This is a genomic window from Bacillus sp. DJP31 (assembly GCF_049310945.1).
In the GTDB taxonomy this organism is placed as follows: domain Bacteria; phylum Bacillota; class Bacilli; order Bacillales; family SA4; genus Bacillus_BS.
This window is the reverse complement of the sequence record NZ_JBMERO010000012.1, coordinates 104,935-129,331: the sequence shown is the minus strand read 5'-3', so window position 1 is coordinate 129,331 and position 24,397 is coordinate 104,935. Positions and strand designations below refer to the sequence as shown.

23 protein-coding genes and 1 pseudogene are annotated in these 24,397 nt (G+C 40.2%); all 24 read left to right on the top strand.

Features of this window, described 5'->3' with window-relative positions; genetic code table 11:
• Positions 1-78 precede the first annotated feature (78 nt).
• Positions 79-2,061, top strand: a complete 1,983-nt coding sequence (gene uvrB, locus ACOI1C_RS13085) for an excinuclease ABC subunit UvrB (protein WP_422510971.1) — start codon at positions 79-81, stop codon at positions 2,059-2,061.
• Between the two features lie 3 nt (positions 2,062-2,064).
• The gene (gene uvrA, locus ACOI1C_RS13080) at positions 2,065-4,944 is read left to right on the top strand and encodes an excinuclease ABC subunit UvrA (protein WP_422510970.1); all 2,880 of its coding nucleotides are present in this window, start codon (positions 2,065-2,067) and stop codon (positions 4,942-4,944) included.
• A gap of 681 nt (positions 4,945-5,625) precedes the next feature.
• Positions 5,626-6,042 (top strand): hypothetical protein, encoded by a 417-nt coding sequence (locus ACOI1C_RS13075; protein ID WP_422510969.1) that lies wholly within the window; start codon positions 5,626-5,628, stop codon positions 6,040-6,042.
• 83 nt (positions 6,043-6,125) lie between these two features.
• Positions 6,126-6,287, top strand: a complete 162-nt coding sequence (locus tag ACOI1C_RS13070) for a hypothetical protein (RefSeq protein ID WP_422510968.1) — start codon at positions 6,126-6,128, stop codon at positions 6,285-6,287.
• A gap of 382 nt (positions 6,288-6,669) precedes the next feature.
• Entirely contained in the window at positions 6,670-6,987 is a 318-nt protein-coding gene (locus ACOI1C_RS13065; RefSeq protein ID WP_422510967.1) for a DUF4870 domain-containing protein, read from the top strand.
• A 60-nt stretch (positions 6,988-7,047) separates the two neighbouring features.
• Positions 7,048-8,169 carry a DUF4097 family beta strand repeat-containing protein gene (locus tag ACOI1C_RS13060; RefSeq protein WP_422510966.1) on the top strand — a complete coding sequence of 374 codons (1,122 nt, stop codon included), beginning with the start codon at positions 7,048-7,050 and terminating at the stop codon, positions 8,167-8,169.
• Between the two features lie 5 nt (positions 8,170-8,174).
• Positions 8,175-8,372, top strand: coding sequence for a PspC domain-containing protein (locus ACOI1C_RS13055; RefSeq protein ID WP_422510965.1), 198 nt, complete (start codon positions 8,175-8,177; stop codon positions 8,370-8,372).
• The gene (locus tag ACOI1C_RS13050) at positions 8,372-8,740 is read left to right on the top strand and encodes a phage holin family protein (RefSeq protein WP_422510964.1); all 369 of its coding nucleotides are present in this window, start codon (positions 8,372-8,374) and stop codon (positions 8,738-8,740) included. The genes ACOI1C_RS13055 and ACOI1C_RS13050 overlap by 1 nt, the downstream gene beginning before the upstream one ends.
• A 196-nt stretch (positions 8,741-8,936) precedes the next feature.
• Complete coding sequence (gene hprK / locus ACOI1C_RS13045) at positions 8,937-9,872, top strand: HPr(Ser) kinase/phosphatase (RefSeq protein ID WP_422510963.1); 936 nt, start codon at positions 8,937-8,939, stop codon at positions 9,870-9,872.
• A gap of 47 nt (positions 9,873-9,919) precedes the next feature.
• Positions 9,920-10,741: a prolipoprotein diacylglyceryl transferase gene (lgt, locus tag ACOI1C_RS13040; protein ID WP_422510962.1), complete on the top strand. Its 822-nt coding sequence runs from the start codon at positions 9,920-9,922 to the stop codon at positions 10,739-10,741.
• A gap of 29 nt (positions 10,742-10,770) precedes the next feature.
• Entirely contained in the window at positions 10,771-11,715 is a 945-nt protein-coding gene (locus ACOI1C_RS13035) for a nucleoside recognition domain-containing protein (RefSeq protein ID WP_422510961.1), read from the top strand.
• Positions 11,705-12,346 (top strand): pyrophosphatase PpaX, encoded by a 642-nt coding sequence (gene ppaX, locus ACOI1C_RS13030; protein ID WP_422510960.1) that lies wholly within the window; start codon positions 11,705-11,707, stop codon positions 12,344-12,346. The genes ACOI1C_RS13035 and ppaX overlap by 11 nt, the downstream gene beginning before the upstream one ends.
• Positions 12,347-12,348: 2 nt before the next feature.
• Positions 12,349-12,879, top strand: a complete 531-nt coding sequence (locus tag ACOI1C_RS13025; protein ID WP_422510959.1) for an acyltransferase — start codon at positions 12,349-12,351, stop codon at positions 12,877-12,879.
• A gap of 638 nt (positions 12,880-13,517) precedes the next feature.
• Entirely contained in the window at positions 13,518-14,693 is a 1,176-nt protein-coding gene (locus ACOI1C_RS13020) for an ATP phosphoribosyltransferase regulatory subunit (protein ID WP_422510958.1), read from the top strand.
• A complete protein-coding gene (gene hisG, locus ACOI1C_RS13015; RefSeq protein ID WP_422510957.1) occupies positions 14,690-15,316 on the top strand; it encodes an ATP phosphoribosyltransferase in 627 nt (208 codons plus the stop codon). Before ACOI1C_RS13020 ends, hisG begins: the two co-directional genes overlap by 4 nt.
• A gap of 13 nt (positions 15,317-15,329) precedes the next feature.
• Positions 15,330-16,601 carry a histidinol dehydrogenase gene (gene hisD, locus ACOI1C_RS13010; protein WP_422510956.1) on the top strand — a complete coding sequence of 424 codons (1,272 nt, stop codon included), beginning with the start codon at positions 15,330-15,332 and terminating at the stop codon, positions 16,599-16,601.
• Positions 16,601-17,194, top strand: coding sequence for an imidazoleglycerol-phosphate dehydratase HisB (hisB, locus tag ACOI1C_RS13005; RefSeq protein WP_422510955.1), 594 nt, complete (start codon positions 16,601-16,603; stop codon positions 17,192-17,194). The genes hisD and hisB overlap by 1 nt, the downstream gene beginning before the upstream one ends.
• Positions 17,195-17,833: an imidazole glycerol phosphate synthase subunit HisH gene (gene hisH / locus ACOI1C_RS13000; RefSeq protein WP_422510954.1), complete on the top strand. Its 639-nt coding sequence runs from the start codon at positions 17,195-17,197 to the stop codon at positions 17,831-17,833.
• Positions 17,830-18,570, top strand: coding sequence for a 1-(5-phosphoribosyl)-5-[(5-phosphoribosylamino)methylideneamino]imidazole-4-carboxamide isomerase (gene hisA, locus ACOI1C_RS12995; RefSeq protein WP_422510953.1), 741 nt, complete (start codon positions 17,830-17,832; stop codon positions 18,568-18,570). Before hisH ends, hisA begins: the two co-directional genes overlap by 4 nt.
• Complete coding sequence (gene hisF / locus ACOI1C_RS12990; RefSeq protein ID WP_422510952.1) at positions 18,564-19,322, top strand: imidazole glycerol phosphate synthase subunit HisF; 759 nt, start codon at positions 18,564-18,566, stop codon at positions 19,320-19,322. The genes hisA and hisF overlap by 7 nt, the downstream gene beginning before the upstream one ends.
• A complete protein-coding gene (gene hisIE / locus ACOI1C_RS12985; RefSeq protein WP_422510951.1) occupies positions 19,319-19,948 on the top strand; it encodes a bifunctional phosphoribosyl-AMP cyclohydrolase/phosphoribosyl-ATP diphosphatase HisIE in 630 nt (209 codons plus the stop codon). Before hisF ends, hisIE begins: the two co-directional genes overlap by 4 nt.
• 1,152 nt (positions 19,949-21,100) lie before the next feature.
• A pseudogene (locus tag ACOI1C_RS12980) lies at positions 21,101-21,199 on the top strand (DNA mismatch repair protein MutT); the annotation flags it as partial.
• A 174-nt stretch (positions 21,200-21,373) separates the two neighbouring features.
• Positions 21,374-22,729, top strand: coding sequence for a tetratricopeptide repeat protein (locus ACOI1C_RS12975; protein WP_422510950.1), 1,356 nt, complete (start codon positions 21,374-21,376; stop codon positions 22,727-22,729).
• Between the two features lie 262 nt (positions 22,730-22,991).
• Positions 22,992-23,945 carry a thioredoxin-disulfide reductase gene (trxB, locus tag ACOI1C_RS12970; RefSeq protein ID WP_422510949.1) on the top strand — a complete coding sequence of 318 codons (954 nt, stop codon included), beginning with the start codon at positions 22,992-22,994 and terminating at the stop codon, positions 23,943-23,945.
• The last annotated feature ends 452 nt before the right edge of the window (positions 23,946-24,397 follow it).

Here is a 24,397-nt window from a genome sequence, read left to right as displayed (position 1 = left end):
TCGCATATTTCTTGATTTCTTTATAAACTAATTGATACAATAGGATACAGATATTATTTATTGACAGGAGGCTTCCGTTTGGAAAATCAGTTCGAATTAGTCTCAGGCTATTCTCCACAAGGAGATCAGCCAAAGGCGATACAAAGGATTGTTGAAGGAATTCATAATAATGAAAGATACCAGACGCTACTCGGGGCAACTGGAACAGGAAAGACATTTACGATTTCAAATGTCATAAAAGAAATTAATAAGCCAACTTTGGTCATTGCTCATAATAAAACACTAGCAGGCCAGCTCTATAGCGAATTTAAAGAATTCTTTCCAAATAATTCTGTTGAATACTTCGTTAGTTATTACGATTATTTTCAACCGGAAGCCTATGTCCCACAAACAGACACATTTATTGAAAAGGATTCATCCATAAATGACGAGATTGATAAGCTACGACACTCGGCCACATCAGCTTTAATTGAACGAAATGATGTTATTATCATTGCCAGTGTGTCATGTATTTATGGATTAGGTTCTCCTGAAGAATACCGAGAGCTCGTTTTGTCACTTAGAACGGGTATGGAGAAGGAACGGAACCAATTACTACACAATCTAATTGATATACAATACACAAGGAACGACATTGATTTCGCACGTGGAACGTTCCGTGTTCGTGGTGATGTCGTGGAAATTTTTCCAGCATCAAGAGACGAACACTGTATTCGTATTGAGTTTTTCGGCGATGAGATCGACCGAATTCGAGAAGTGAATGCCTTAACTGGAGAGATTCTTGCAGACCGCGAGCATGTGGCAATCTTCCCGCGCTCCCACTTCGTTACGAGGGAAGAAAAGATGAAAGTAGCGATTGAGAATATAGAGGCAGAATTAGAAGTAACACTTGCAGAAATGCGTGAGAACAATAAGTTACTGGAAGCACAAAGGTTAGAGCAACGTACTCGTTATGACTTAGAAATGATGAGAGAAGTAGGTTTTTGCTCGGGGATCGAGAACTATTCAAGGCACTTAACGCTTCGTCCATCAGGCTCAACACCCTATACACTCATTGATTTCTTTCCAAGGGATTTTCTCATTGTGGTGGATGAATCACATGTCACTCTTCCTCAAATTCGAGGAATGTTTAACGGAGATAAGGCTCGAAAATCAGTACTCGTTGAACATGGCTTCCGTTTACCATCTGCCTTAGATAATCGTCCGTTAACCTTTGATGAATTTGAAAAGCATATTAATCAAATAGTCTTTGTATCTGCAACACCGGGTCCTTTTGAGATCGAGCATACTCCTGAAATGGTTCATCAGATTATCCGTCCGACTGGATTGCTCGACCCAACAATTGAGATCCGCCCAATTAAAGGGCAAATAGATGACTTGCTTGGAGAAATACATCTTCGTGTTGAACGGAATGAACGAGTTCTCATCACGACGTTAACGAAGAGAATGTCAGAGGACTTAACAAATTACCTGAAGGAACTAGGGATTAAGGTTAATTACCTCCATTCGGAAATTAAGACGTTGGAACGAATCGAAATTATTAGAGATTTACGATTAGGAAAGTATGATGTATTAATCGGAATCAACCTTTTGAGAGAGGGTCTAGATCTCCCAGAGGTTTCACTCGTAGCTATTCTTGATGCGGACAAAGAGGGATTCTTACGTTCAGAGCGTTCCTTAATTCAGACAACAGGACGTGCCGCCCGAAATTCAAATGGTCATGTCATTATGTATGCCGATAAGATTACGAACTCGATGGAAATTGCCATCAATGTAACAAGGGAACGTCGTGAGATTCAGGCTGCTTACAATCAAGAGCATGGGATCACACCAACAACCATTCAAAAGAAAATACGTGATATTATTCGAGCGACTGTCGCGGCCGAGTCAGAGGAAGAGTATGATGTAAAACCTTCATTCGCGAAGCTCTCAAAGACAGAAAGAAAGAAACTGTTTGCTAGCCTAGAGATAGAAATGAAGGAAGCGGCTAAGGCCCTTGATTTTGAGAGAGCAGCCGAGCTACGTGATCTTCTATTAGAACTGAAAGCGGAAGGAAAATAACAAATGGCAATGGATAAGATTGTAGTAAAGGGAGCCAGAGCTCACAATTTAAAAAACATAGATGTCACCATTCCGAGAGATAAGCTTGTGGTCATCACAGGTTTATCTGGTTCTGGGAAATCTTCATTAGCGTTCGATACCATTTATGCGGAAGGGCAACGACGTTACGTGGAATCGTTATCCGCCTACGCAAGACAATTTCTAGGTCAAATGGACAAGCCTGATGTAGATGCAATTGAAGGCTTATCACCTGCTATTTCAATTGACCAAAAAACAACCAGTCGTAATCCTAGATCGACTGTCGGAACTGTTACGGAAATTTACGATTATCTGCGTCTACTATTTGCGCGTGTTGGAAGACCCATTTGCCCCTTGCATGGTGTCGAAATTACTTCTCAAACAATCCAACAAATGGTGGACCGAATCCTTGAATACCCTGAGAGGACAAAGCTTCAAATATTAGCCCCGATGGTGAGTGGTCGAAAGGGAACACACGTAAAGGTCTTAGAAGATATTAAAAAGCAAGGCTTTGTTCGTGTTCGTGTTGACGGAGAAATGCTAGAAATTGCCGACGACATTGAGTTAGAAAAAAACAAGAAGCATTCAATCGAGGTGGTTGTGGACCGAATCGTTGTGAAGGATGGAATTTCTGCCCGTCTGTCTGATTCTATTGAAACAGCCCTTCGATTAGGTGATGGAAAAGTTATGGTCCATGAAATGGATAAAGGAGAAGAGCTTCTTTTCAGTGAGCATCATGCTTGTCCACATTGCGGGTTCTCGATTGGTGAACTAGAGCCAAGAATGTTTTCCTTTAATAGCCCGTTCGGTGCTTGCCAAGGCTGTGATGGACTTGGATCCAAGCTTGAAGTTGACCTTGAGCTTGTTATTCCAGATTGGGATGTTTCTTTAAAGAAGCACGCGATCGCACCTTGGCAGCCCACAAGCTCTCAATATTATCCTCAGCTGCTAGAGTCCATTTGTAATCATTACGGAATTGATATGGACATTCCAGTAAAGGATATCCCGAAACATTTAATGGATCGGATCATGTATGGTAGCAACGGAGAAGAAATTTACTTCCGCTATGAAAATGATTTTGGACAAATCCGTGAAAATAATGTTGAATTTGAAGGAATTATCGCAAACGTTGAACGGCGTTATCGTGATACGAGCTCTGACTATATACGAGAACAGATGGAAAAGTATATGGCACAGCAGCCTTGTCCTACCTGCGAAGGTCATCGTCTAAAAAAGGAAAGCTTAGCTGTTTTTATTGATGGGCACCATGTGGGTCATGTCACCAACTATTCGGTTACCGAAGCCTACAATTATATTACCAACTTAAATTTATCTGAAAAAGAAGCGAAAATAGCTCAAATGATCATCAGCGAGATTCGGGAACGTCTTGGCTTCTTGATTAATGTTGGATTAGATTACTTATCCATGAGCCGAGCAGCGGGTACACTTTCAGGTGGGGAAGCCCAACGAATTCGTTTAGCAACGCAAATTGGTTCTCGTTTAACAGGGGTCTTATACATATTAGATGAGCCTTCAATTGGACTTCATCAACGAGACAATGACAGACTGATCCATACCCTACACAGTATGCGAGACATTGGAAACACCTTAATCGTCGTTGAACATGATGAGGATACGATGATGGCTGCGGATTATCTAATTGATATAGGTCCGGGTGCTGGTGTACACGGAGGAGAAATTATTTCAGCGGGCACACCCCAAGAAGTCATGAATGATCCAAAATCCTTAACAGGGGAATATCTGTCAGGAAAGAGATTTATTCCACTACCCGCAGAACGTAGAAAACCAGATGGTCGTTTCTTGGAAGTAACAGGTGCTAAGGAAAATAATTTAAAAAATGTGAAAGCCAAATTTCCTTTAGGAACCTTTATTGCGGTAACGGGAGTTTCAGGATCAGGGAAAAGTACGTTGATTAATGAAATTCTCTACAAATCTCTTGCCCAGAAACTCAACAAATCCAAGGTTAGACCCGGTGAGCATAAAGAAGTAAAGGGAATTGAACAATTAGAAAAAGTCATTGAAATTGATCAATCACCAATCGGGAGAACGCCTCGCTCAAACCCAGCAACCTATACGGGTGTCTTTGATGATATTCGTGATGTGTTTTCAACAACAAATGAAGCCAAGGTTCGAGGTTATAAAAAAGGTAGATTCAGTTTCAATGTAAAGGGTGGAAGATGTGAAGCCTGCCGTGGTGACGGAATCATAAAGATTGAAATGCACTTCCTTCCAGATGTGTATGTACCTTGTGAGATTTGCCATGGAAAACGCTACAACCGAGAAACATTAGAAGTGAAATACAAAGACAGAAACATTTCAGATGTTTTAGAAATGACAGTCGAGGACGCGCTTGAGTATTTCATCAACATTCCTAAGATTAGTCGAAAGCTGCAAACTATTTTTGATGTTGGTCTTGGATATATAACACTCGGTCAGCCTGCAACCACCCTTTCAGGTGGAGAGGCACAACGTGTGAAGCTTGCATCCGAACTTCACAGGCGTTCAACGGGAAGATCGATGTACATTCTGGATGAGCCGACCACAGGACTTCATGTACATGACATTGCTCGTTTACTTGAAGTACTTCAACGCTTAGTTGATAACGGGGACACGGTATTAGTCATTGAACATAACCTTGACGTAATCAAAACAGCAGACTACCTTGTCGATCTTGGTCCTGAGGGCGGAGATAAAGGTGGTACCATTGTTGCCACTGGAACTCCAGAAGACATCGTAAAAGTAGAAGCGTCCTACACAGGCCGTTATTTAAAGCCAGTTCTAGAAAGAGATCGAAAGAGAACGAATGAACGAATTAAAGAATTAGAATCGATCGGGCAAGTATAAAGGAGAGGCCCCAACACCCGGTTTGGGGTCTTTGTTTTTGTTTAGTTGCAATCATTCCTTACTAAGTAAGGAGTGATTGCGTGGTTTGGAAATACGTATAAGAGGATGTTCAAAAAGTCCGGCAAAAATAGCTTCGAATTTCTTCGTCAGCTCGTCTTTCCTCTCCTCACGTATACAAAACATACGCGCAGGTAGCTCAAGACTTCGCTTCCTTGAACTTCTTTGCTCTTTTTGTCCTCCTTTTTGAACAGGCTCTATAATAAGAATATCCCTACTTAGTAAGGGTATTTTAAAATCTACAAGTTATTGAGGATGATAGCCTTTCATGATGGAAAAGTAGCCACTTCTGTTGGTTTACTTGCACAAATAAAAACTATTTTCTCTTCCTTGCATGAACATCTAATAAACACAATAACTGACATTATAAAAGCTCTCTACTTCAAGAGAGCTATAACCTTTTTATGAAGGAGAATGAGAATGTTATTATCCTGAATTTCGAACCTGTGAATAACTTTTGGTTATCCACAGTTTATTTGCAATTAGTAAGAAGTTTTTTGCATAACTGGAAGTCATGAATCAGTTTTCTACAGAACAAATAGATAGAAGGATAAACTCTCCCCCTCCCTTCTTGACTATATTAAAAAGATTGGGCTGAGTGATTTATTAGAAGATCATCTTTCTGTGAGGAAATCAGGGGGAAGATACCCTTTATCACAAGTTTCATTAGCTCATATTTTAGGTCGCCTATTAGGTAAGGAGAGGATAGCTCACTTAGAAGACATCGAAGATGAAATCATGCTAAAACGGTTCTTTGGATGGCGTAAATTGCCAGATTACACAACCTACTACAACGACCTGAAGCGGTTTCAACAGAAGGAAGATTTGATTGGTTTTAGCGAAACAAATCAAGTGTTAACCCAACGTATTTTAGCCAATCAAGAACGTGTGATTCTTGACTTTGATTCTTCTGTCAACACGGTTTATGGAAATCAAAAAAGAGCCGAAGAGGGTTTAATTCAAGTAATCCAGGCAAGAAAAGTTTTCATGCTCTTTATGTATTTGAAGGCATTAGTCGGTTGTGTTTACACGCTGAGTTAAGAAATGGAAAGGCTTTTACATCAGCAGGAATGACTGAAGCTGCCATCGAAGCTTTAAAGCACGTTCCACCGGAGGCCTCTATCATGGCACGATTTGATAAGGGCTTTCCAAATGACGAACATTTGAATTTCTTCGAGGATTATCGTGATCCTGATACTGGTTTCTCGAGGGAAATCCTATACGTAGGTAAATTAAAATTGTTCAAGAATTTGGTTAAGAAAGGCTTAGACCTTTTCTTTGAATGATCCAGAAGTTTCACTCAGATTCGTCCACATATCAAACTTAGAAGGAGTTATGGATATCATTTCGTGATTTACCATTAAGGTGCAGCTGGAAGACTTGATGTTTAAACTCAGTTGTATACGTTCGACGTTCTCTCTTTGTCATAGAAGATTCTCCTCAATATTATTACTTTTAGACTACATGACCTTATTTTTTGTCCAATTAAGTGTTACCTATCTGAATTTCTCAATATTAATTTGTCCCTTTAATTTTCATCAGTTGGCATAATTAGATCTGCTTCCTTAATAAAATCACTTAGGAAGTAAATTTTAAAAAAACTTTATATTCATGAAACAAAATGACACGCTCATCCGTAAATACTATCAAAGGAGAAGTGATGATGGTATGAACAACAATGACTCAAACAAGATCATTTCAGCATTATGCTACTTTAGTATATTTTTTGCGGGGTTTATTTTACCAATTATTGTTTACTTTATAGTGAATGACCGGGAAGTAAAGAAACACGCGAAGCATGCATTTATTTCACATTTGATACCGGTTGTGACCATTCCCTTTCTTTTGATAGGCGGCTTTATGTCAGGAGTGGGAGAAGTAGTGGCAGGTGTCCTAATCTTAGGAATAATCTTGACGTTTATTTTGAACATCGTCGTCATTATATGGAATGTAGTGAAGGGCATAGAAGTCTTAAGAAGCTATTAAATTGAAAGGATTTGTTCAATTTAAGCGTCTAAATAAAAAAACGAAAAAAGGTGTGAGCTTATGTCGATTTTAGAGGAACGAAAGCGTATTTTAAAGATGATTGAAGAGGGAAAGCTTTCTGCTGAGGATGCGATTCAACTACTTGAGAAGTTAGAAAATGATCATAAAATAATGGAAGAGAAGCAGGAGTCCCTTGTTACAGAGCTTTCAACACAAGTTAACTGGGAGGAAGGCGGATCTCAGCATAAATCTAAGTCAGCTAAAGCAGCATCGGTCAAAGATAGTGTTCTTGATTTTGTCGATAAAGCATTTAAGAAATTAAAAGATTTTGACCTTGATTTTAATTTTGGATCCTCGGTTTCTGTTACCCATATCTTTCAGCATTCTGATGTGTATCTAACAGATGTGGACATTGACGTGGCCAATGGAAGTGTTCGTCTCATCCCATGGTCTGAGCGTGATGTTCGAGTGGAATGTGATGCACAAGTGTATCAGGTGGAAACACAAGAGGAAGCGAGGAAAACTTTTTTACAGGATGTTCTTTTTTCCATCGAAGGAGGGAAGTTACGATACTCGGTTCAAAGGAAGAAGATGAAAGTGAATGCCTCTATCTACTTACCAAAGGAAGTGTATGAAACGATTTCAGTGCGTTTGTTTAATGGGAAAATAGATGGAGAACAGTTACGTGTAAAGAATTTTAAAGCAAAGACAGCCAATGGAAAAATTACGGTGACTGGTTTTCATACAGATAAGTTTGAGGTTGAAACAGCAAACGGCCACATCACGGTCACGAGTCTGATAAGCCAACATGTTGAGGCTGAGACGATTAATGGCACCATTAAAGTAGATGGATCCTACAAGAAAGCAGATTTACAAAGCTTTAATGGGAATATTGTATGTACAATAAATGATGCCCAATGTGAAACTGCACTAATAAAATCAACAACAGGTAATGTTGATGTATTTGTACCAAGTAACAGAGCCCTTCGCGGTGAAATCAAAACGAACATTGGAAACCTAGTGTGTAATTTACCAAACATTGAGAGAAAAGAAGAAAAATCGGAAGTTGTTCAAAAATATTTGAAATTTAAAACAACCCACTTAGAAGAGAATGAGCCGTTATTTATTGATATCGATACCAAAACAGGTTCCATTTTAATACGAGAGAAAGAGGTGAACTAATTAATTTGAAAAAACTATCTCGTTCAAGGTCTGATCGGAAACTTGCTGGAGTACTAGGAGGACTTGCTGCTTATACCGGAATGGATGCCTCATTATTACGTGTATTATTTGTTGTCGGATTAATCTTAGGTGTTGGGACTTTAGCATTTGTTTATTTGGCATGGATGCTCCTTGTTCCAAATGAAGAGGATGTGATTCGTTAATGAAATGGATCTCTTCCATCATTGTGAATAGTATCGTTTTAATTGTTGTTGCAGGCTACTTCGACTCGTTTCATATTGAAGGAGTGGGAGCAGCGATCATTGCAAGTATTCTTTTATCTGTTCTTAATGTACTCGTGAAACCGATTCTTGTATTGCTCACTTTACCTGTGACGATTCTTTCACTTGGACTATTCTTATTTGTCATCAATGCGATCACGTTGTGGATGACACAAGCCATTATGGGTGATTCATTTGTTATTGAGCGCTTTGGCATGGCTGTTATTGCTGCCATTATTATCTCGATATTAAACCTGTTGATTCAGAAGATCATCATTGAACCCATGACAGAAAAGAAGAAAAGAAAGTAGTATTGTAGGAATTCCTTTAGTATTTTAGGGAATTCTATTTTTTTTGTTTATTTCAAGATATTATCCAATAGATAAGGGGCAAGACCTTTCTCCACTATGTTCATTAATGGTACAATAAACTTGTACTTATTGAGTTTTACCACTAGGTTTTTTTTGACGATACATAAAAGTAAGACCAGTAACTGGAGGTTGAAAAATGATAAAGGTTCGGACGAAAGACTTAATTGATCAGTTTCATCTTGAATTGATAAGTGGAGCGGCAGGAATCAAGCGAACGATTACAACGAGTGATTTGTCACGTCCAGGGATTGAGATGGCGGGTTATTTTACCTATTATCCTGCTGAACGGATACAGCTTCTTGGGAAAACTGAGATGTCCTTTTATGAACAGCTTTCAGATGAGGAAAAAAAGGATCGGATGGATAAGCTGTGCACAGACATCACGCCTGGGATCATTCTTTCGCGAGGGTTTGAAGTTCCTAAGGAATTAATTGAAGCTTCAGAAAGAGAATCCGTGCCTGTTATGCGTTCAACTGTCAAAACAACTAGACTATCAAGTCGACTGACGAATTACTTGGAAGGGAAGCTCGCTCCGACAACAGCCATTCATGGAGTATTGGTTGATATTTATGGAGTCGGAGTACTCATTACTGGTAAAAGTGGAGTGGGTAAAAGTGAAACAGCTCTTGAATTAATCAAGCGAGGTCATCGTTTAGTTGCGGATGATTGTGTGGAGATTCGTCAGGAGGATCAGGATACACTAGTTGGAAATGCGCCGCCACTTATTGAGCATTTACTCGAAATTCGGGGCTTAGGGATTATTAATGTGATGACATTATTTGGTGCAGGAGCTGTTCGTTCGTATAAAAGGATTACACTTGTTGTGAATCTAGAACTTTGGGATCCAACCAAGCAATATGACCGCCTTGGATTAGACGATGAGAAGATAAAAATCATCGATACAGATATAACAAAGATTACGGTACCTGTTCGCCCTGGTCGAAATTTGTCCGTTATTATTGAGGTAGCCGCGATGAATTTCCGATTAAAACGAATGGGAATCAATGCGGCAGAACAGTTTACTAGTAAGCAAGCCAGTGTGATTGAAGATGGGGAAAACGAGGATATATAAAAAGAATATAGAAATAAAAAAGATTGAGACAAGGGAGTGGAAAGCAAGTGGAAGAGACGATACCGCAATTAAGCCGTGTGTTTTTAGAATTAGGTCCTTTAACGATTTATTGGTATGGAGTCATTATTGGAACAGGGGCTATGCTAGGTTTATGGCTAGCTGTTCGTGAATCAGAGAGAAGAGGTCTTGATAAAGAAGTTTTTGTAGATTTAGTGCTTTGGGCAATACCGATTGGGATTTTGTCAGCAAGATTGTATTATGTCTTGTTTAAATTGGATTATTATTTAGAAAACCCTTCACAGATATTGATGATTTGGGAGGGTGGATTGGCGATTCATGGTGGATTAATTGGAGCTTTCGTGACTGCTGCTATTTTTGCTAGAAAAAGAGGGATCTCCTTCTGGAAGCTTGCCGATATTGGGGCACCGAGTATTATTTTGGGGCAGGCCATCGGACGTTGGGGTAACTTTATGAATCAGGAAGCACACGGTGGAGAAGTCACACGTGAGTTTTTAGAGGGTTTGTATTTACCAGAATTCATCGTAAATCAAATGTACATAGACGGAACCTATTATCATCCGACTTTTTTATATGAATCTTTATGGAGTCTTGTAGGTCTAGTCATTCTCCTACTTTTAAGACGTGTGAACCTAAGACGTGGTGAGTTATTTTTATCCTATGTCATTTGGTACTCGATTGGACGATTCTTTATTGAAGGTCTAAGAACAGATAGCTTAATGCTAACAGAATACTTAAGAATTGCTCAGGTTATATCAATTGCCCTAATCTTAGTAGCTATTGGACTACTGATCTTCCGACGCATTAAGGGGTATTCAGAAAAGCGATACCTAGATCCAGACAACAAATAGAGCCTTGAACTATGAGGAGAAGAGAGAGCATGGTAGGAAGTATAAAAAGAGGATTTTTTGTTGGGCTACAGACAACCTGGACATTAGGAAAAGTGATTTTTCCGATTACCATAATTGTCATGCTTCTTCAGTATACGCCGCTTATGGCATGGGTAATGAAGGGGATCACACCAATTATGGGCTGGATTGGACTATCTGGGGATGCGGCCATTCCACTTGTTCTTGGGAATTTTCTAAACATATATGCGGCAATAGGTGCCATTTTATCATTGGATTTATCGATAAAAGAGGTATTTATTTTGGCCATAATGCTGTCATTTTCACATAATTTAATCATTGAATCGACAGTTGCGAAAAAAGTAGGAGTGAGTGTGTGGCTTACGGTCTTCGTTAGATTGGGGTTAGCCCTAGTATCGGCATTTGTGATCAACCTCGTCTGGAACGGTGGCGGTGAGCTTGCGCAATATGGGTTCATAACCAAGCAAGAGGATGTTATCACAGGATGGTTTCCTATCCTTTTTAGTGCAGTTTCAAAAGCTTTACTTGGTATTTTTCAGCTGGCAATTATTGTGATTCCACTGATGATAGTCATTCAAGTGTTAAAGGACTTAAAATATTTGGCGATATTTTCAAAATGGATGTCTCCTGTTACAAAATTGCTTGGAATGAAGGAAAATACATCGACAACCTTAGCAGCAGGTCTGTTATTCGGATTAGCCTTTGGCGCTGGTGTCATGATTCAGGCGGCTAAAGAGGATGGTGTGAGTAAAAAGGATTTAACACTCGCCTTTATCTTTCTAGTTTCGTGTCACGCGGTTGTAGAGGATACGCTTATTTTTATCCCACTCGGCATCCCAGTATGGCCCCTTTTACTAATCCGCTTAGGTGTGGCCATACTATTAACAGTTGTCGTTGCTTTTATTTGGAAACGAGTACAGTCTATGAAAAGAAAGGAAGCTACCTTTGAAAATTAATACTCTATTATTTGATTTAGACGGGACTTTAATTGATACGAATGAATTAATTATTGCCTCATTTCTTCATACGTTAGATCATTATTATCCTGATAAATATAATCGCGAGGATGCGATTCAATTTATCGGACCGCCCTTATATGACACATTTGTTGCCATTGATGAAAGTCGTGTGGATGAAATGATTACAACGTATCGTACGCATAACTTGTCACATCATGATCAGCTTGTGACAGAGTTTGAAGGGGTATATGAAACGGTTGAAGCGTTGCATAAAAAGGGATACAAATTAGGAATTGTCACGACGAAGCTCCGTGGGACAGTGAATATGGGGCTTAAGCTGACTAAGCTAGATCCATTTTTTGATGTGGTTGTCACATTAGATGATGTTGAAAATGCCAAGCCTCACCCAGAGCCTATCGAAAAAGCGTTGGCACAATTAGGATCTTCTCCACAAGAAACCATAATGGTTGGGGACAATCATCATGATATAGTAGGTGGTCAAAATGCGGGAACCAAAACGGCAGGTGTGGCGTGGTCGTTAAAAGGTGCGGAGTATTTGCAGACATTTAAACCCGATTATATGCTACAAAACATGAGTGATTTGCTCTCTATTTTAGGAGATGAGTAATCGTGAGAAGGACCACTCGGTTTCCTGTAAAGGAAGCGAATTCCTTATGGCATATCTATAAGACCGTTCCGTTTTGGAAAGTTGTAAAGAATTTTGTTGTCATTCAGCTTGCCAGATATACACCATTTTTGCCGGTCAAAAATTGGTTGTATCGAAACTTCCTTGGAATGAAGGTAGGAGAGCACACAGCGTTTGCCCTTATGGTGATGCTCGATGTCATGTTTCCTGAGAAGATTAGTGTTGGGAGAAATTCAGTCATAGGGTATAATACGACGATTCTCGCACATGAGTATTTAATTAAGGAATACCGTTTAGGTGATGTAGTAATTGGTAGTGGAGTCATGATCGGAGCCAATACCACAATCTTACCGGGTGTGATAATTGGGGACGATGCCATTGTTTCCGCGGGGACACTTGTCCATCGCGATGTCCCAGCGGGTTCGTTTGTTGGTGGAAATCCGATGCGTGTCATCTACACAAAGGAAGAAATGGACCAACGTCAAAAAGAAGATACATTTGCTGCAAGCCATTAGGTTTGTGGCCTTTTTTACTATTAGAATTTATAAGGTGAGTACATATGAATCCAACTCCAGCCCCACAGTCCGCTTTTCTCGGCTAAACTTGGCGGTTGCGCCATTTGTTCTACTGAGAAATTTATGTATCACCTTATTTTGATTCGCATCTGAATGGGTGTTGGGGGGTCTTGTTTTGGGGATTTTTGTATAATTTCCGATAAAGGTGGTATTTCGGCTGATATATTTGAATTTCGGCTGATAAAAATAAAAAACGGACGATATATCCAGGTTTCGGACGATAAAATCAGAATTCCGCTCATAAATGAAATTCGGCAAGCCTTTAAACTGCTATAACTCCCCCGGGGAATGGTGTATCCTGGAGTGGAAAGCACACTCTTTTAAATAACAACAAAGTGTAGAAAACAGCCTTACTTGAAAAAGCTTCCAATAGACACATGTTTGAAGTTTTTTTATAACAATCTGTTTCGGAGAATGTTGTTCTGAGTAAAAGGGATAATCACTTAAAATAATTGACTCCTTACCCAATATTGTGTAAAATACAAATAACTTCACCCCTCTACCATGTTAGCGAACTAAAGTATTTAGAAAATAGAACTGAATTACTTATCCCCTTTTATATGAAAGGATGTGTCCTAATGTCAAGGCGAAAAATGTTTGAAAAACCAATCGGTATGCGGGATACGCTACCGAATTTATATAATAGAAAAAAAGAAACACGTGACAAAATCTCGAACGTGATTGAAGGCTTTGGCTATGAATTCCTAGAGACACCAACATTGGAATTTTATGAAACAGTTGGTAAAGCTTCTGCCATTTTAGATACTCAGCTGTTCAAATTAATGGATACTCAAGGACATACGATTGTTCTCAGGCCTGATATGACGGCTCCGATTGCTAGACTGGCAGCCTCGAGATTGTATACCGGCGGATATCCGCTCAGGCTTGCTTATGATACGAATGTATTTCGAGCCCAACAGCGCGTGGGCGGAAGACCTGCAGAGTTTGAGCAGCTAGGCGTGGAGTTAATTGGAGACGGAACCTCCAGTGCAGACGCTGAAGTGATTACGTTGATGATTGAATCTCTAGTGAAAGCTGGGCTACCGAACTTTACCGTAGCCATTGGTCATATTGGATTTATTAATGCACTTTTTTTCGAAGTGTTAGGAAATGAGAAAAGTGTGAAAGAAATAAGAAGGTTCTTATATGAAAAAAATTATGTGGGCTACCGTGAGCACGTGAACGCTTTGCCCCTTCCCTCTATTGAAAAAGAAAGATTGTTAGCTATTCTGCAATTGCGTGGTAGAAATGATATTTTGGAGAAAGCTAGTGAGCTTGCACAGACTGAAGAGGCCATTAAGGCAATAGATGAGTTAAAGCAGCTTTGGTACTCTTTGGAAGCACATAAGGTGACTTCTTATGTGAAGCTAGACTTTAATTTAGTTCCACATATGAGTTACTATACGGGGATTTTGTTTGAGGGGTATTCACCAGAGGTAGGCTATCCGATCTGTGGTGGTGGACGTTATGATCAGTTATTAGAGTTATTCGATCGTTCAGCAGATGCAACAGGATTTGCCATCCGTCTTGATTATTTGCTTGAGGCAATTAAGGCAAATATGGAAACGGTATCCAAGGAATGTGTGATTTTTAGCCAGGAGAAAAGAGAAGCTGCGATCGAGTATGCGACCTCTAGAAGAGAACAAGGTGAGAAGGTTGTTCTACAGGATCTAGCGGGAGTCAGTGACGTTGATTCTTTTACCGCGAAATTTAAAGAAGTTTCTTATTTTATAGGGAGTGAGAATCACAGATGAGTTCTTTCCTAACCATTGCTATGCCAAAAGGCCGGATTTTTGAAGAAGCAGCTGAGCTGATGAGAAAGGCCGGATACCCAATACCAGAAGAATTTGATGAGTCAAGAAAGCTCATTTTAGATATAGAAGAGGCAAGAATGCGCTTTATTTTAGCAAAGCCCATGGATGTGGTGACCTATGTGGAGCACGGTGTTGCTGATGTAGGGATTGCTGGAAAAGATGTCATGATGGAAGAAGATCGTGATGTGTACGAAGTTCTTGACTTGAAGATTAGTGAATGTCATCTTGCGGTAGCAGGTCTAGCAAACGTGACATTTCGAGATGTGGCACCAAAGGTAGCAACAAAATATCCAAACGTGGCCGCAAGTTACTTCAGAGAGCAAGGGGAGCAAGTCGAAATAATTAAACTAAATGGATCCATTGAGCTTGCGCCACTCATTGGTCTTGCCGATCGGATTGTAGATATTGTGTCAACCGGTCAAACGTTAAAGGAAAACGGGCTGATCGAATTAGAGAGAATTGCCGATATCACCTCACGGCTAATTGTAAACCCAGTGAGTTACCGAGTGAAGGATCAAATCATAGATGAGTTAGTTCAACGGCTATCAAACGTAATTGAGTAAAGGAGGGGAACCAATGAACATAGTTAAAAATCCAGACTCTGCCTCGTTAAAACGGACACTTGAACAAGGAACAGACGAGCAGCGTTTTGCCGTCCTAGATATTATCACAGAGGTAAGGAAAAACGGGGATGCAGCCCTTTTTTCTTTGACCGAGAAGTTTGATCGTGTAGCCTTAGATCAGTTAAGGGTGACGGATACGGAAATCCAAGAAGCCTATCAAGATCTAGATGAGCAGCTTTTACCGATCATACGTGAAGCAGCTAGTAATATTAAAGATTATCACCAAAGACAAAAAAGAGAATCTTGGATTACAACTTCGGAAAACGGCACAATACTCGGTCAAAAAATGACCGCCTTAGATTCTGTCGGTATGTATGTGCCTGGTGGTTTGGCTGCTTATCCTTCTTCTGTTTTAATGAATGTCATTCCGGCTCTAGTTGCTGGGGTGAAACGAATTGTGATGGTATCTCCACCACTTGAAAACGGGAATCTACCTGCGGGTGTTCTGGTTGCAGCCAATGAGCTTGGCATCCGAGAGATTTATAAGGTTGGAGGAGCTCAGGCAATTGCAGCCCTAGCTTACGGTACAGAGAGTATTGAAAAAGTTGATAAAATCGTGGGACCGGGCAACATTTATGTGGCCCTTGCTAAGCGTGAGGTTTTTGGACATGTTTCAATTGACATGATCGCAGGACCGAGTGAGATTGTTATTTTGGCAGACGAAACAGCAAGACCAGTCGAAGTAGCGGCCGACCTGTTGTCACAGGCTGAGCATGATGAACGAGCATCGAGTGTTCTGGTCACGACTTCTATGACTCTTGCTGAGCAGGTGAAAGAGGAAGTGTATAAGCAGCTTGAAACGCTTCCAAGAAAAGAAATAGCCAGAGTGTCGATTGATACGTATGGGGCCATCTATGTAACGGATACTTTAAATGCGGCTATTGATCTTGTAAATGAGCTAGCGCCTGAGCACTTGGAAGTGATAACTGAGAGTCCGATGGATTTACTTGGTAGAATTCGACATGCAGGAGCTATTTTCCTAGGGAGATATAGCTCGGAGCCAATCGGGGATTATTTTGCTGGACCGAACCATGTTCTTCCAACAAACGGTACAGCTCGATTTTCAAGTCCCTTGAATGTGGACGACTTTATGAAAAAATCTAGTATTATCTTCTATAGTGAACAGGCCATGAAGGAAAATGGACATAAGGTAGCGGCTTTTGCCAGATTAGAAGGTTTGGAAGCCCATGCGCGTGCAGTTGAATATCGATTGGAGGAAGTATGATGTCAGAATTACGACAAGCGATCGTGGAGCGGAATACAAATGAAACACAAATTTCTCTTCAGTTTACCATTGATGGGGAAGGTCAATCAGATTTAGAAACGAGTGTCCCTTTTATGAATCACATGCTTGATTTATTTACGAAGCATGGTCAATTTAATTTGAATGTGGATGCAAAAGGCGATATCGAAATTGATGATCATCATACAACAGAGGATATCGGTATTTGTTTAGGAATGGCTTTAAAGGAAGCGCTAGGAGATAAAAAAGGCATTAAACGGTATGGAAATGCTTTTGTACCAATGGACGAAGCATTAGCCCAGGTTGTGGTGGACTTGAGTAATCGTCCACATCTCGAGTTCCGAGCGGCGTTTCCAAGTCAAAAGGTCGGAATGTTTGATACTGAACTCGTTCATGAGTTTTTGTGGAAGCTTGCCTTAGAAGCAAGAATGAACCTTCACGTTATCGTTCATTATGGTCAAAATACACACCATATTATTGAAGCAATTTTTAAAGCGTTAGGTCGTGCTTTGGATGAGGCGACAACGATTGACCCACGAATTAAGGGGGTCCCATCCACGAAGGGAATGTTATAGATGATTGGCATTATTGATTATGGCATGGGGAATTTATATAGCGTGAGTAAGGCATTAGAGCGTCTTGGGGTGGAGTGTATTCTGTCTAGTGATGAACATGAGCTGTCTCAAACAGACGGGCTCATTTTACCTGGTGTTGGTTCCTTTAAGGATGCAATGGAGATTCTGAATAAGACGGGTCTATCAGAGTTTGTAAAGCAGCAGGCAGCAAGTGGGAAGCCATTGCTTGGTATTTGTCTTGGCATGCAGCTGCTTTTTGAGGAAAGCACAGAAAATGGCCGATCATCTGGACTAGGTTTGTTATCTGGGAGTGTGACTCGCTTTCCTGGAGTAGACAGTGAAGGCAACAGCTATAAGGTACCTCATATGGGCTGGAACCGTTTGGCATTTCATCAGTCAAATCCCCTTTTAGAAGGGCTAGAAGAAGGCTATGTGTATTTTGTACACTCCTATCATGTTGACACAGATGTTGAAGAAGTAATCCTTGCAAGCACCTCGTATGATGTTCAAGTACCGGCAGTGGTAGGAAAGAACAATGTTTTTGGCACACAGTTTCACCCGGAAAAAAGTAGTGAGCTAGGTATGGCCATGCTAAAGAATTTCGTGACCATTGTAGAGAAGGGAGAGGACATAGGATGAGCCAATTTATTATTTATCCGGCTATTGATATGCGGGGAGGCAAATGTGTAAGACTTTTGCAGGGTGATTATGAAAAAGAAACGGTGTATGGTGATTCTCCGTTTGATATGGCCTCCCTTTTTTCAGAGCAAGGTGCGAGTTGGATTCATATGGTGGATTTAGATGGTGCAAAAGTTGGCAAGCGTGTGAATCATGAGTATGTGATTCAAGTTGCCAAACAGCTTAGATCAAACGTTCAAATTGGTGGGGGCATTCGTACGAGCCAAGACGTGGAATATTATTTAGAAAATGGTGTGGATCGTGTCATTCTAGGGAGTGCGGCGATTAAGGATCCGACATTTGTCAAAGAAATGCTTCGTGCTTATGGAGGCAAAATTGCCATTGGCCTTGATGCTAAAGATGGGCTAGTGGCAACAGAAGGCTGGCTGGAAACATCTTCAGTCAAAGCAACGGATTTGGCTCTTGAGCTAGTAGAGTTTGGTGCGGAAACGTTTATTTTTACGGATATTGCAACCGATGGGATGCTTTCAGGTCCTAATGTGGAAGCTGTTGTCGAGCTTGCCAAACTAACGGGTAAAAATGTTATTGCCTCAGGTGGGGTGAGCTCACTTGAAGATTTGCGCAAGTTAAAAGAGTACTCTTCCTTTGGTGTAGGTGGAGCAATTGTTGGCAAGGCCTTGTATACGAATCAGTTTACTGTCGCCGAGGCTGTTCGAGAGGTGGAAACCTCATGCTAGCCAAACGAATTATTCCGTGTTTAGACGTAAAAGACGGTCGTGTGGTAAAAGGGGTTCAATTCGTAGGTCTGCGTGATGCAGGGGATCCAGTTGATCTAGCAAAGTTCTATGATGAGGAAGGTGCAGATGAGCTCGTTTTTCTTGATATCTCAGCGTCCAATGAAGGCAGAAAGACAATGGTTGACGTTGTTGAGAAGGTTGCAGCAAAGCTTGCCATTCCATTTACAGTTGGCGGTGGAATTAACACAATAGAGGATATGAAACGAATTTTACGAGCTGGAGCAGACAAGGTTTCGGTTAATACAGCTGCCTTACTTAACCCGGGTCTTATTAATGAAGGGGCTGACTTTTTTGGCTCACAATGTATTGTTTGTGCGATTGATGCAAGGTACGACGCGGAACTTGGATCATGGCGAGTATATACACATGGTGGAAGAAATTCTACTGATTGGGAAGTGGTCGCTTGGGCGAAGGAAGCAGTTCGACGTGGAGCGGGAGAGATACTGTTAACAAGTATGGATAAGGACGGGGAGAAATCCGGATTTAATCTTGAGTTGACGAAGGCTGTGAGCTCTGCTGTAACCGTTCCAGTTATTGCTTCAGGCGGTGCAGGTTCGGCTGAGCATTTTGTTGAAGCGTTTGAAGAGGGTCTAGCCGATGCTGCCTTGGCCGCTTCTATCTTCCATTATAAAGAAACGTCCGTCAAAGAAGTGAAGCAATATCTTCGCGAGAAAGGTGTGGCAGTCAGGTGAGTATAGAAAAAGTGAAATTCGACGATAAAGGTTTAGTTCCAGCGATTGTTCAAGATGCTGTAAGTAAGGAAGTTCTAACACTTGCGTATATGAATGAAGAGTCGCTTGGAAAGTCTCTTGAAACGGGGGAGACATGGTTTTACAGCCGTTCTAGACAAGAGCTTTGGCACAAAGGGGCTACCTCTTTGAACACTCAAAAGATTGTCTCGATGAAATATGATTGTGACCAAGATGCGATTCTTGTTGGAGTAATCCCAGCAGGTCCAGCTTGCCATACGGGAGCATATACATGTTTTAACACAGTGTTAAAGGGCGAGGGGCAGGAACTAACTAGTGGTGATCGCTTTGCTATCCTAAACGAACTCGAATCCGTTATAGCCGCTCGTGAAAAGGAACGCCCTGAGGGAGCCTACACGACCTATCTATTTGACAAAGGTGTCGATAAAATTCTTAAAAAAATCGGGGAAGAAGCAGGAGAAGTCATTATTGCGGCAAAAAACCGTGATGCCGAGGAGCTAACCTGGGAAGTCGCAGACCTCCTATATCATGTTCTCGTCCTACTTCAAGAGCAAAAACTACCTCTAGACCGAGTGCTGGCAGCGTTAGAAGAGCGTCATAAAAGGTAAGAGTCAACAAACGCTGTAGTTCTTTAAAGCGGCGGGGGCCTGTCCCCCGCCGCTTTAAAGGGATAAAGTAAATAGCATGGAATGGGCCTATTTTCGGATGAAGATAGGTCATTTAGTTGTGGTTTTGGAGGTAATTGAGTAATCGCTGATATATCCGAATAATCGCTGATATATCCGAATAATGGCTGATATATCCGAATAATCGCTGATATATCCGAATAATCGCTGATATATCCGAGTAATCGCTGATATATCCGAATAATCGCTGATATATCCAGATAATCGCTGATATATCCGAGTAATCGCTGATATATCCGAATAATCGCTGATATATCCGAATAATCGCTGATATATCCAGATAATCGCTGATATATCCGAATAATCGCTGATATATCCGAATAATCGCTGATATATCCAGATAATCGCTGATATATCCGAATAATCGCTGATATATCCGAATAATCGCTGATATATCCGAATAATCGCTGATATATCCGAATAATCGCTGATATATCCAGATAATCGCTGATATATTCGAGTAATCGCTGATATATCCGAATAATCGCTGATATATCCGAATAATCGCTGATATATCCGAATAATCGCTGATATATCCAGATAATCGCTGATATATTCGAGTGATCGCTGATATATCCGAGTAATCGCTGATATATCCGAATAATCGCTGATATATCCGAATAATCGCTGATATATCCGAGTAATCGCTGATATATCCGAATAATCGCTGATAAAACCGAATAATCGCTGATATATCCGAATAATCGCTGATATATCCGAATAATCGCTGATGTATCCGAGTAATCGCTGATATATCCGAATAATCGCTGATATATCCGAGTAATCGCTGATATATCCAGATAATCGCTGATATATTCGAATAATCGCTGATATATCCAGATAATCGCTGATATATCCGAATAATCGCTGATATATCCAGATAATCGCTGATATATCCGAATAATCGATAAAAAAATCTATTTATTGCTCATAAAGCTTAACGGTTAGCTGTTCGAAACCTAGTATTATATATGAGCTGCATCTTAATTACCACAAATCAATCCCATCTCACTGATAAAATTGGAAGAAACACTCAATTCTTGCTAATAGCGATTAAAAAAGGGCTAAAAAAATGTGAGTGAAAACAAAAAATACAAACTAATAACAGTCTGTATGATTCAAGACGGTGACAAAGTGCTATTAATTGACCGTCAGCATGATCACTTCATAGGGTAAATCTCCCCTGGCGGAAAGGTTGAGTTTCCTGAGAGCATTGTGGATGTGTATTTCATATTTGAATAGATAGCAGTGAACCGACGAATTTCAACAAATATCGGGGAGTGACTGGCACTTGTCGAATATGGTATAATTAAAATTCATGATTGATGGTTTCGAAGGGAGGAAGGGATGAGTAAACTAGTGGGTGCAATAGAGCAAAAGGCAATCGTTATTCCCTTTCATATAGATGGAGATTTTTTCTTTAAAAAAGGCATGCGTGCTTATCGAAATAGAGAGTTAGATAGAGCCATACATCTTTTGAAGAGGGCTCATGAGCTTGATCCAGAAGATCAAACCATTCTTTTTCAATTAGCTACCGTTCTTTCAGATACAGGGCAATATCAGTTATCGACTGAATACTTCAAAATTGTCATAGAAGAGCTTGATCCAGAAATGGTAGAATGCTATTATTTTATATCTAATAATTATGCGCACCTCGGTTTGTTTCACGAGGCAAAGAAGCATGCATATAAATACTTAGAGCTTGCTCCAAACGGAGATTTTGTGGAAGAAATTGAGGACTTATTAGAAGTTCTTTGTATAGATCCCGACACGGAAGAGGATGAGGATGATCTGATATTCTTACAGGATCATGCTCGGGAGCTTATGGAAGATGGAGAGTTTCATCAAGCTATAGAAATTTTAAATGAGCTTTTAGAGGGTCATCCACAGTTTTGGTCAGCACACAATAATTTGGCGTTAGCACACTTTTATATTGGTGAGACCGAGGTCGCACTAAAGCTATTAAGTGAAGTACTTCAAAAAAATTCAGGAAATTTACATGCGTTATGCAATATGCTCGTTATCTATTATTATTTGCGAAATGACAAGAAGGTTGAATTACTAGTAAATCAGCTAAAGGTCGTTCATCCCATTTTGATTGAGCATCGTTATAAACTTGGCGCGACATTTGGAATGGTGGGTAAATATGACCTGGCACTACCTTGGTTACTTTCGCTTAAAAAAATAGGTTTTGATGGAGATGCTACTTTTTACTATTGGCTTTCCTATTCTGCCTACCATATGAAATATGGACAGCTTGCTACTTACGCTTGGAAAAAGGTACTTGCTCTTAAACCTGAAAAGGAAGGGTCAGCCCCTTGGGAAAAAGCTGAAAGTCTTGATTTGTTCGCGGTGAAAGATGTTCTTACTCTTTACCTTCAAATGAAAGAGCAGGATTCTTCGGAGGAATTGGATCAATCCCAGCTTGAAAAAGGATTTTTAGTTGCAGATTTGTTGTATAGTCGATATCAACATGACGAGTTGAACTTATCTGATCTGTTATCTCAGTGGTTTTATGTTCTGCCTCAATTACCAGAGAATCAATTGAAAAATACACCTGCACTAGCTGCTGCTGTTGAATTCCTTTATCTTAAAACACGAGGAGATGCCCCAACTAAGCAGGCATTGTCACAAACCTATAACGTGTCAGTGGCGACGGCGAGAAAATATATATCCTTACTTCATTCGTATGAACTAAGCTAAGCTGTCCTTGAGGGGGCAGTTTTTTTAATGCTTCTCCGCTTTAAAGGAATGGGGGACAGGCCCCCATTCCTTTAAAGCGGTAAAGAAAGAGTGTTTTTTTCGGGAATTTATGACAAGTGACTGGTACTGTTTACGCATTGATTACGTTTCTTAAGCAGATTTGTGGACGTTTTCGACAAGGTTTTATAGGATAAGAGTATACGGATGAGTTCATATTAAAAGAAGGATAGATGAACAAGTTGGGATATGGAGGGTGAGTTGTATGACGGAAGAGAAAATTTATGATGTGATTATAATTGGAGCAGGTCCTGCTGGGATGACGGCTGCTGTATACACTTCGCGTGCTAATATGAGTACGCTAATGCTTGAACGAGGTATTCCTGGTGGCCAAATGGCAAACACAGAGGAAGTTGAAAACTACCCTGGTTTTGATCATATATTAGGTCCAGATTTATCCACTAAAATGTTTGATCATGCAAAGAAATTCGGTGCGGAATATGCATACGGTGACATTAAACAAGTGATTGATGGAAAAAAATATAAGACGGTCATTGCCGGTAAAAAGGAATATAAGGCAAGAGCCATTATTATATCGTCTGGTGCGGAATACAAAAAAGTTGGAGTTCCTGGTGAAAAAGAGCTAGGTGGCCGAGGGGTATCCTACTGTGCGGTTTGTGATGGTGCCTTCTTTAAAGGGAAAGAACTTGTTGTCATTGGTGGTGGAGATTCTGCGGTTGAGGAAGGTGTCTATTTAACACGCTTTGCAACTAAAGTAACGATTGTTCATCGTCGTGAACAGCTTCGTGCTCAAAAGATTCTCCAAGATCGTGCTTTTAATAATGAGAAGGTTAATTTCATTTGGAATCATACGATAAAAGAAATCAATGAGGACAGTGGCAAAGTAGGAAGTGTGACTTTAGTTAGCACGGAAACTGGAGAAGAGCAAAATCTTCCAACAAACGGTGTTTTCATTTATGTTGGAATGCTCCCATTATCTAAGCCCTTTGAAAATCTAGGAATTACGAATACAATGGGTTATATTGAAACAAATAACCGTATGGAAACAAAGGTTGAAGGTATTTTCGCTGCAGGTGATGTTCGTGAAAAGACACTTAGACAAATTGTTACCGCAACTGGTGATGGTAGTATTGCCGCCCAAAGTGCTCAGCATTTTGTTGAAGAATTACTTGAAGAGCTAAAAGTTACAGATAATTAAGCTCGGGCTCTCTACCTTACAATTAGGTATCCCATGACAAATATCACTTTTTGTCGAACCATGTTTACAAATAAGTAACGTTGTTTTAACCCTTCTGTAACATGGGTGAAACATTAATGGGTTATTATAAGGATAAGTAATTGACCCCCTTTTATAGATATACGTTTTGGCACGGGAAATGTCCCGTGCCTCTTTTTTTTGTCACAATAATCCAAATACGGTATTGTTTTTATAAGTTTACATATAAAACGTAAATATAGACAAATCACGTTCATTGTTAGGCTATCGGAATAATAGTATAATAAAGGGTAACAAGCTAAGGGTTAGGTACTTTAGTAAAATGATAAGTCAGTATAAGTTTTTTCAACTAGGGTATTGTTCTAGCTCCACCACCTAGCCCCTCGAGGTCAAATAGAGACTACTGAGAAAGTAGTTACTTCCGAAAAAAGAGC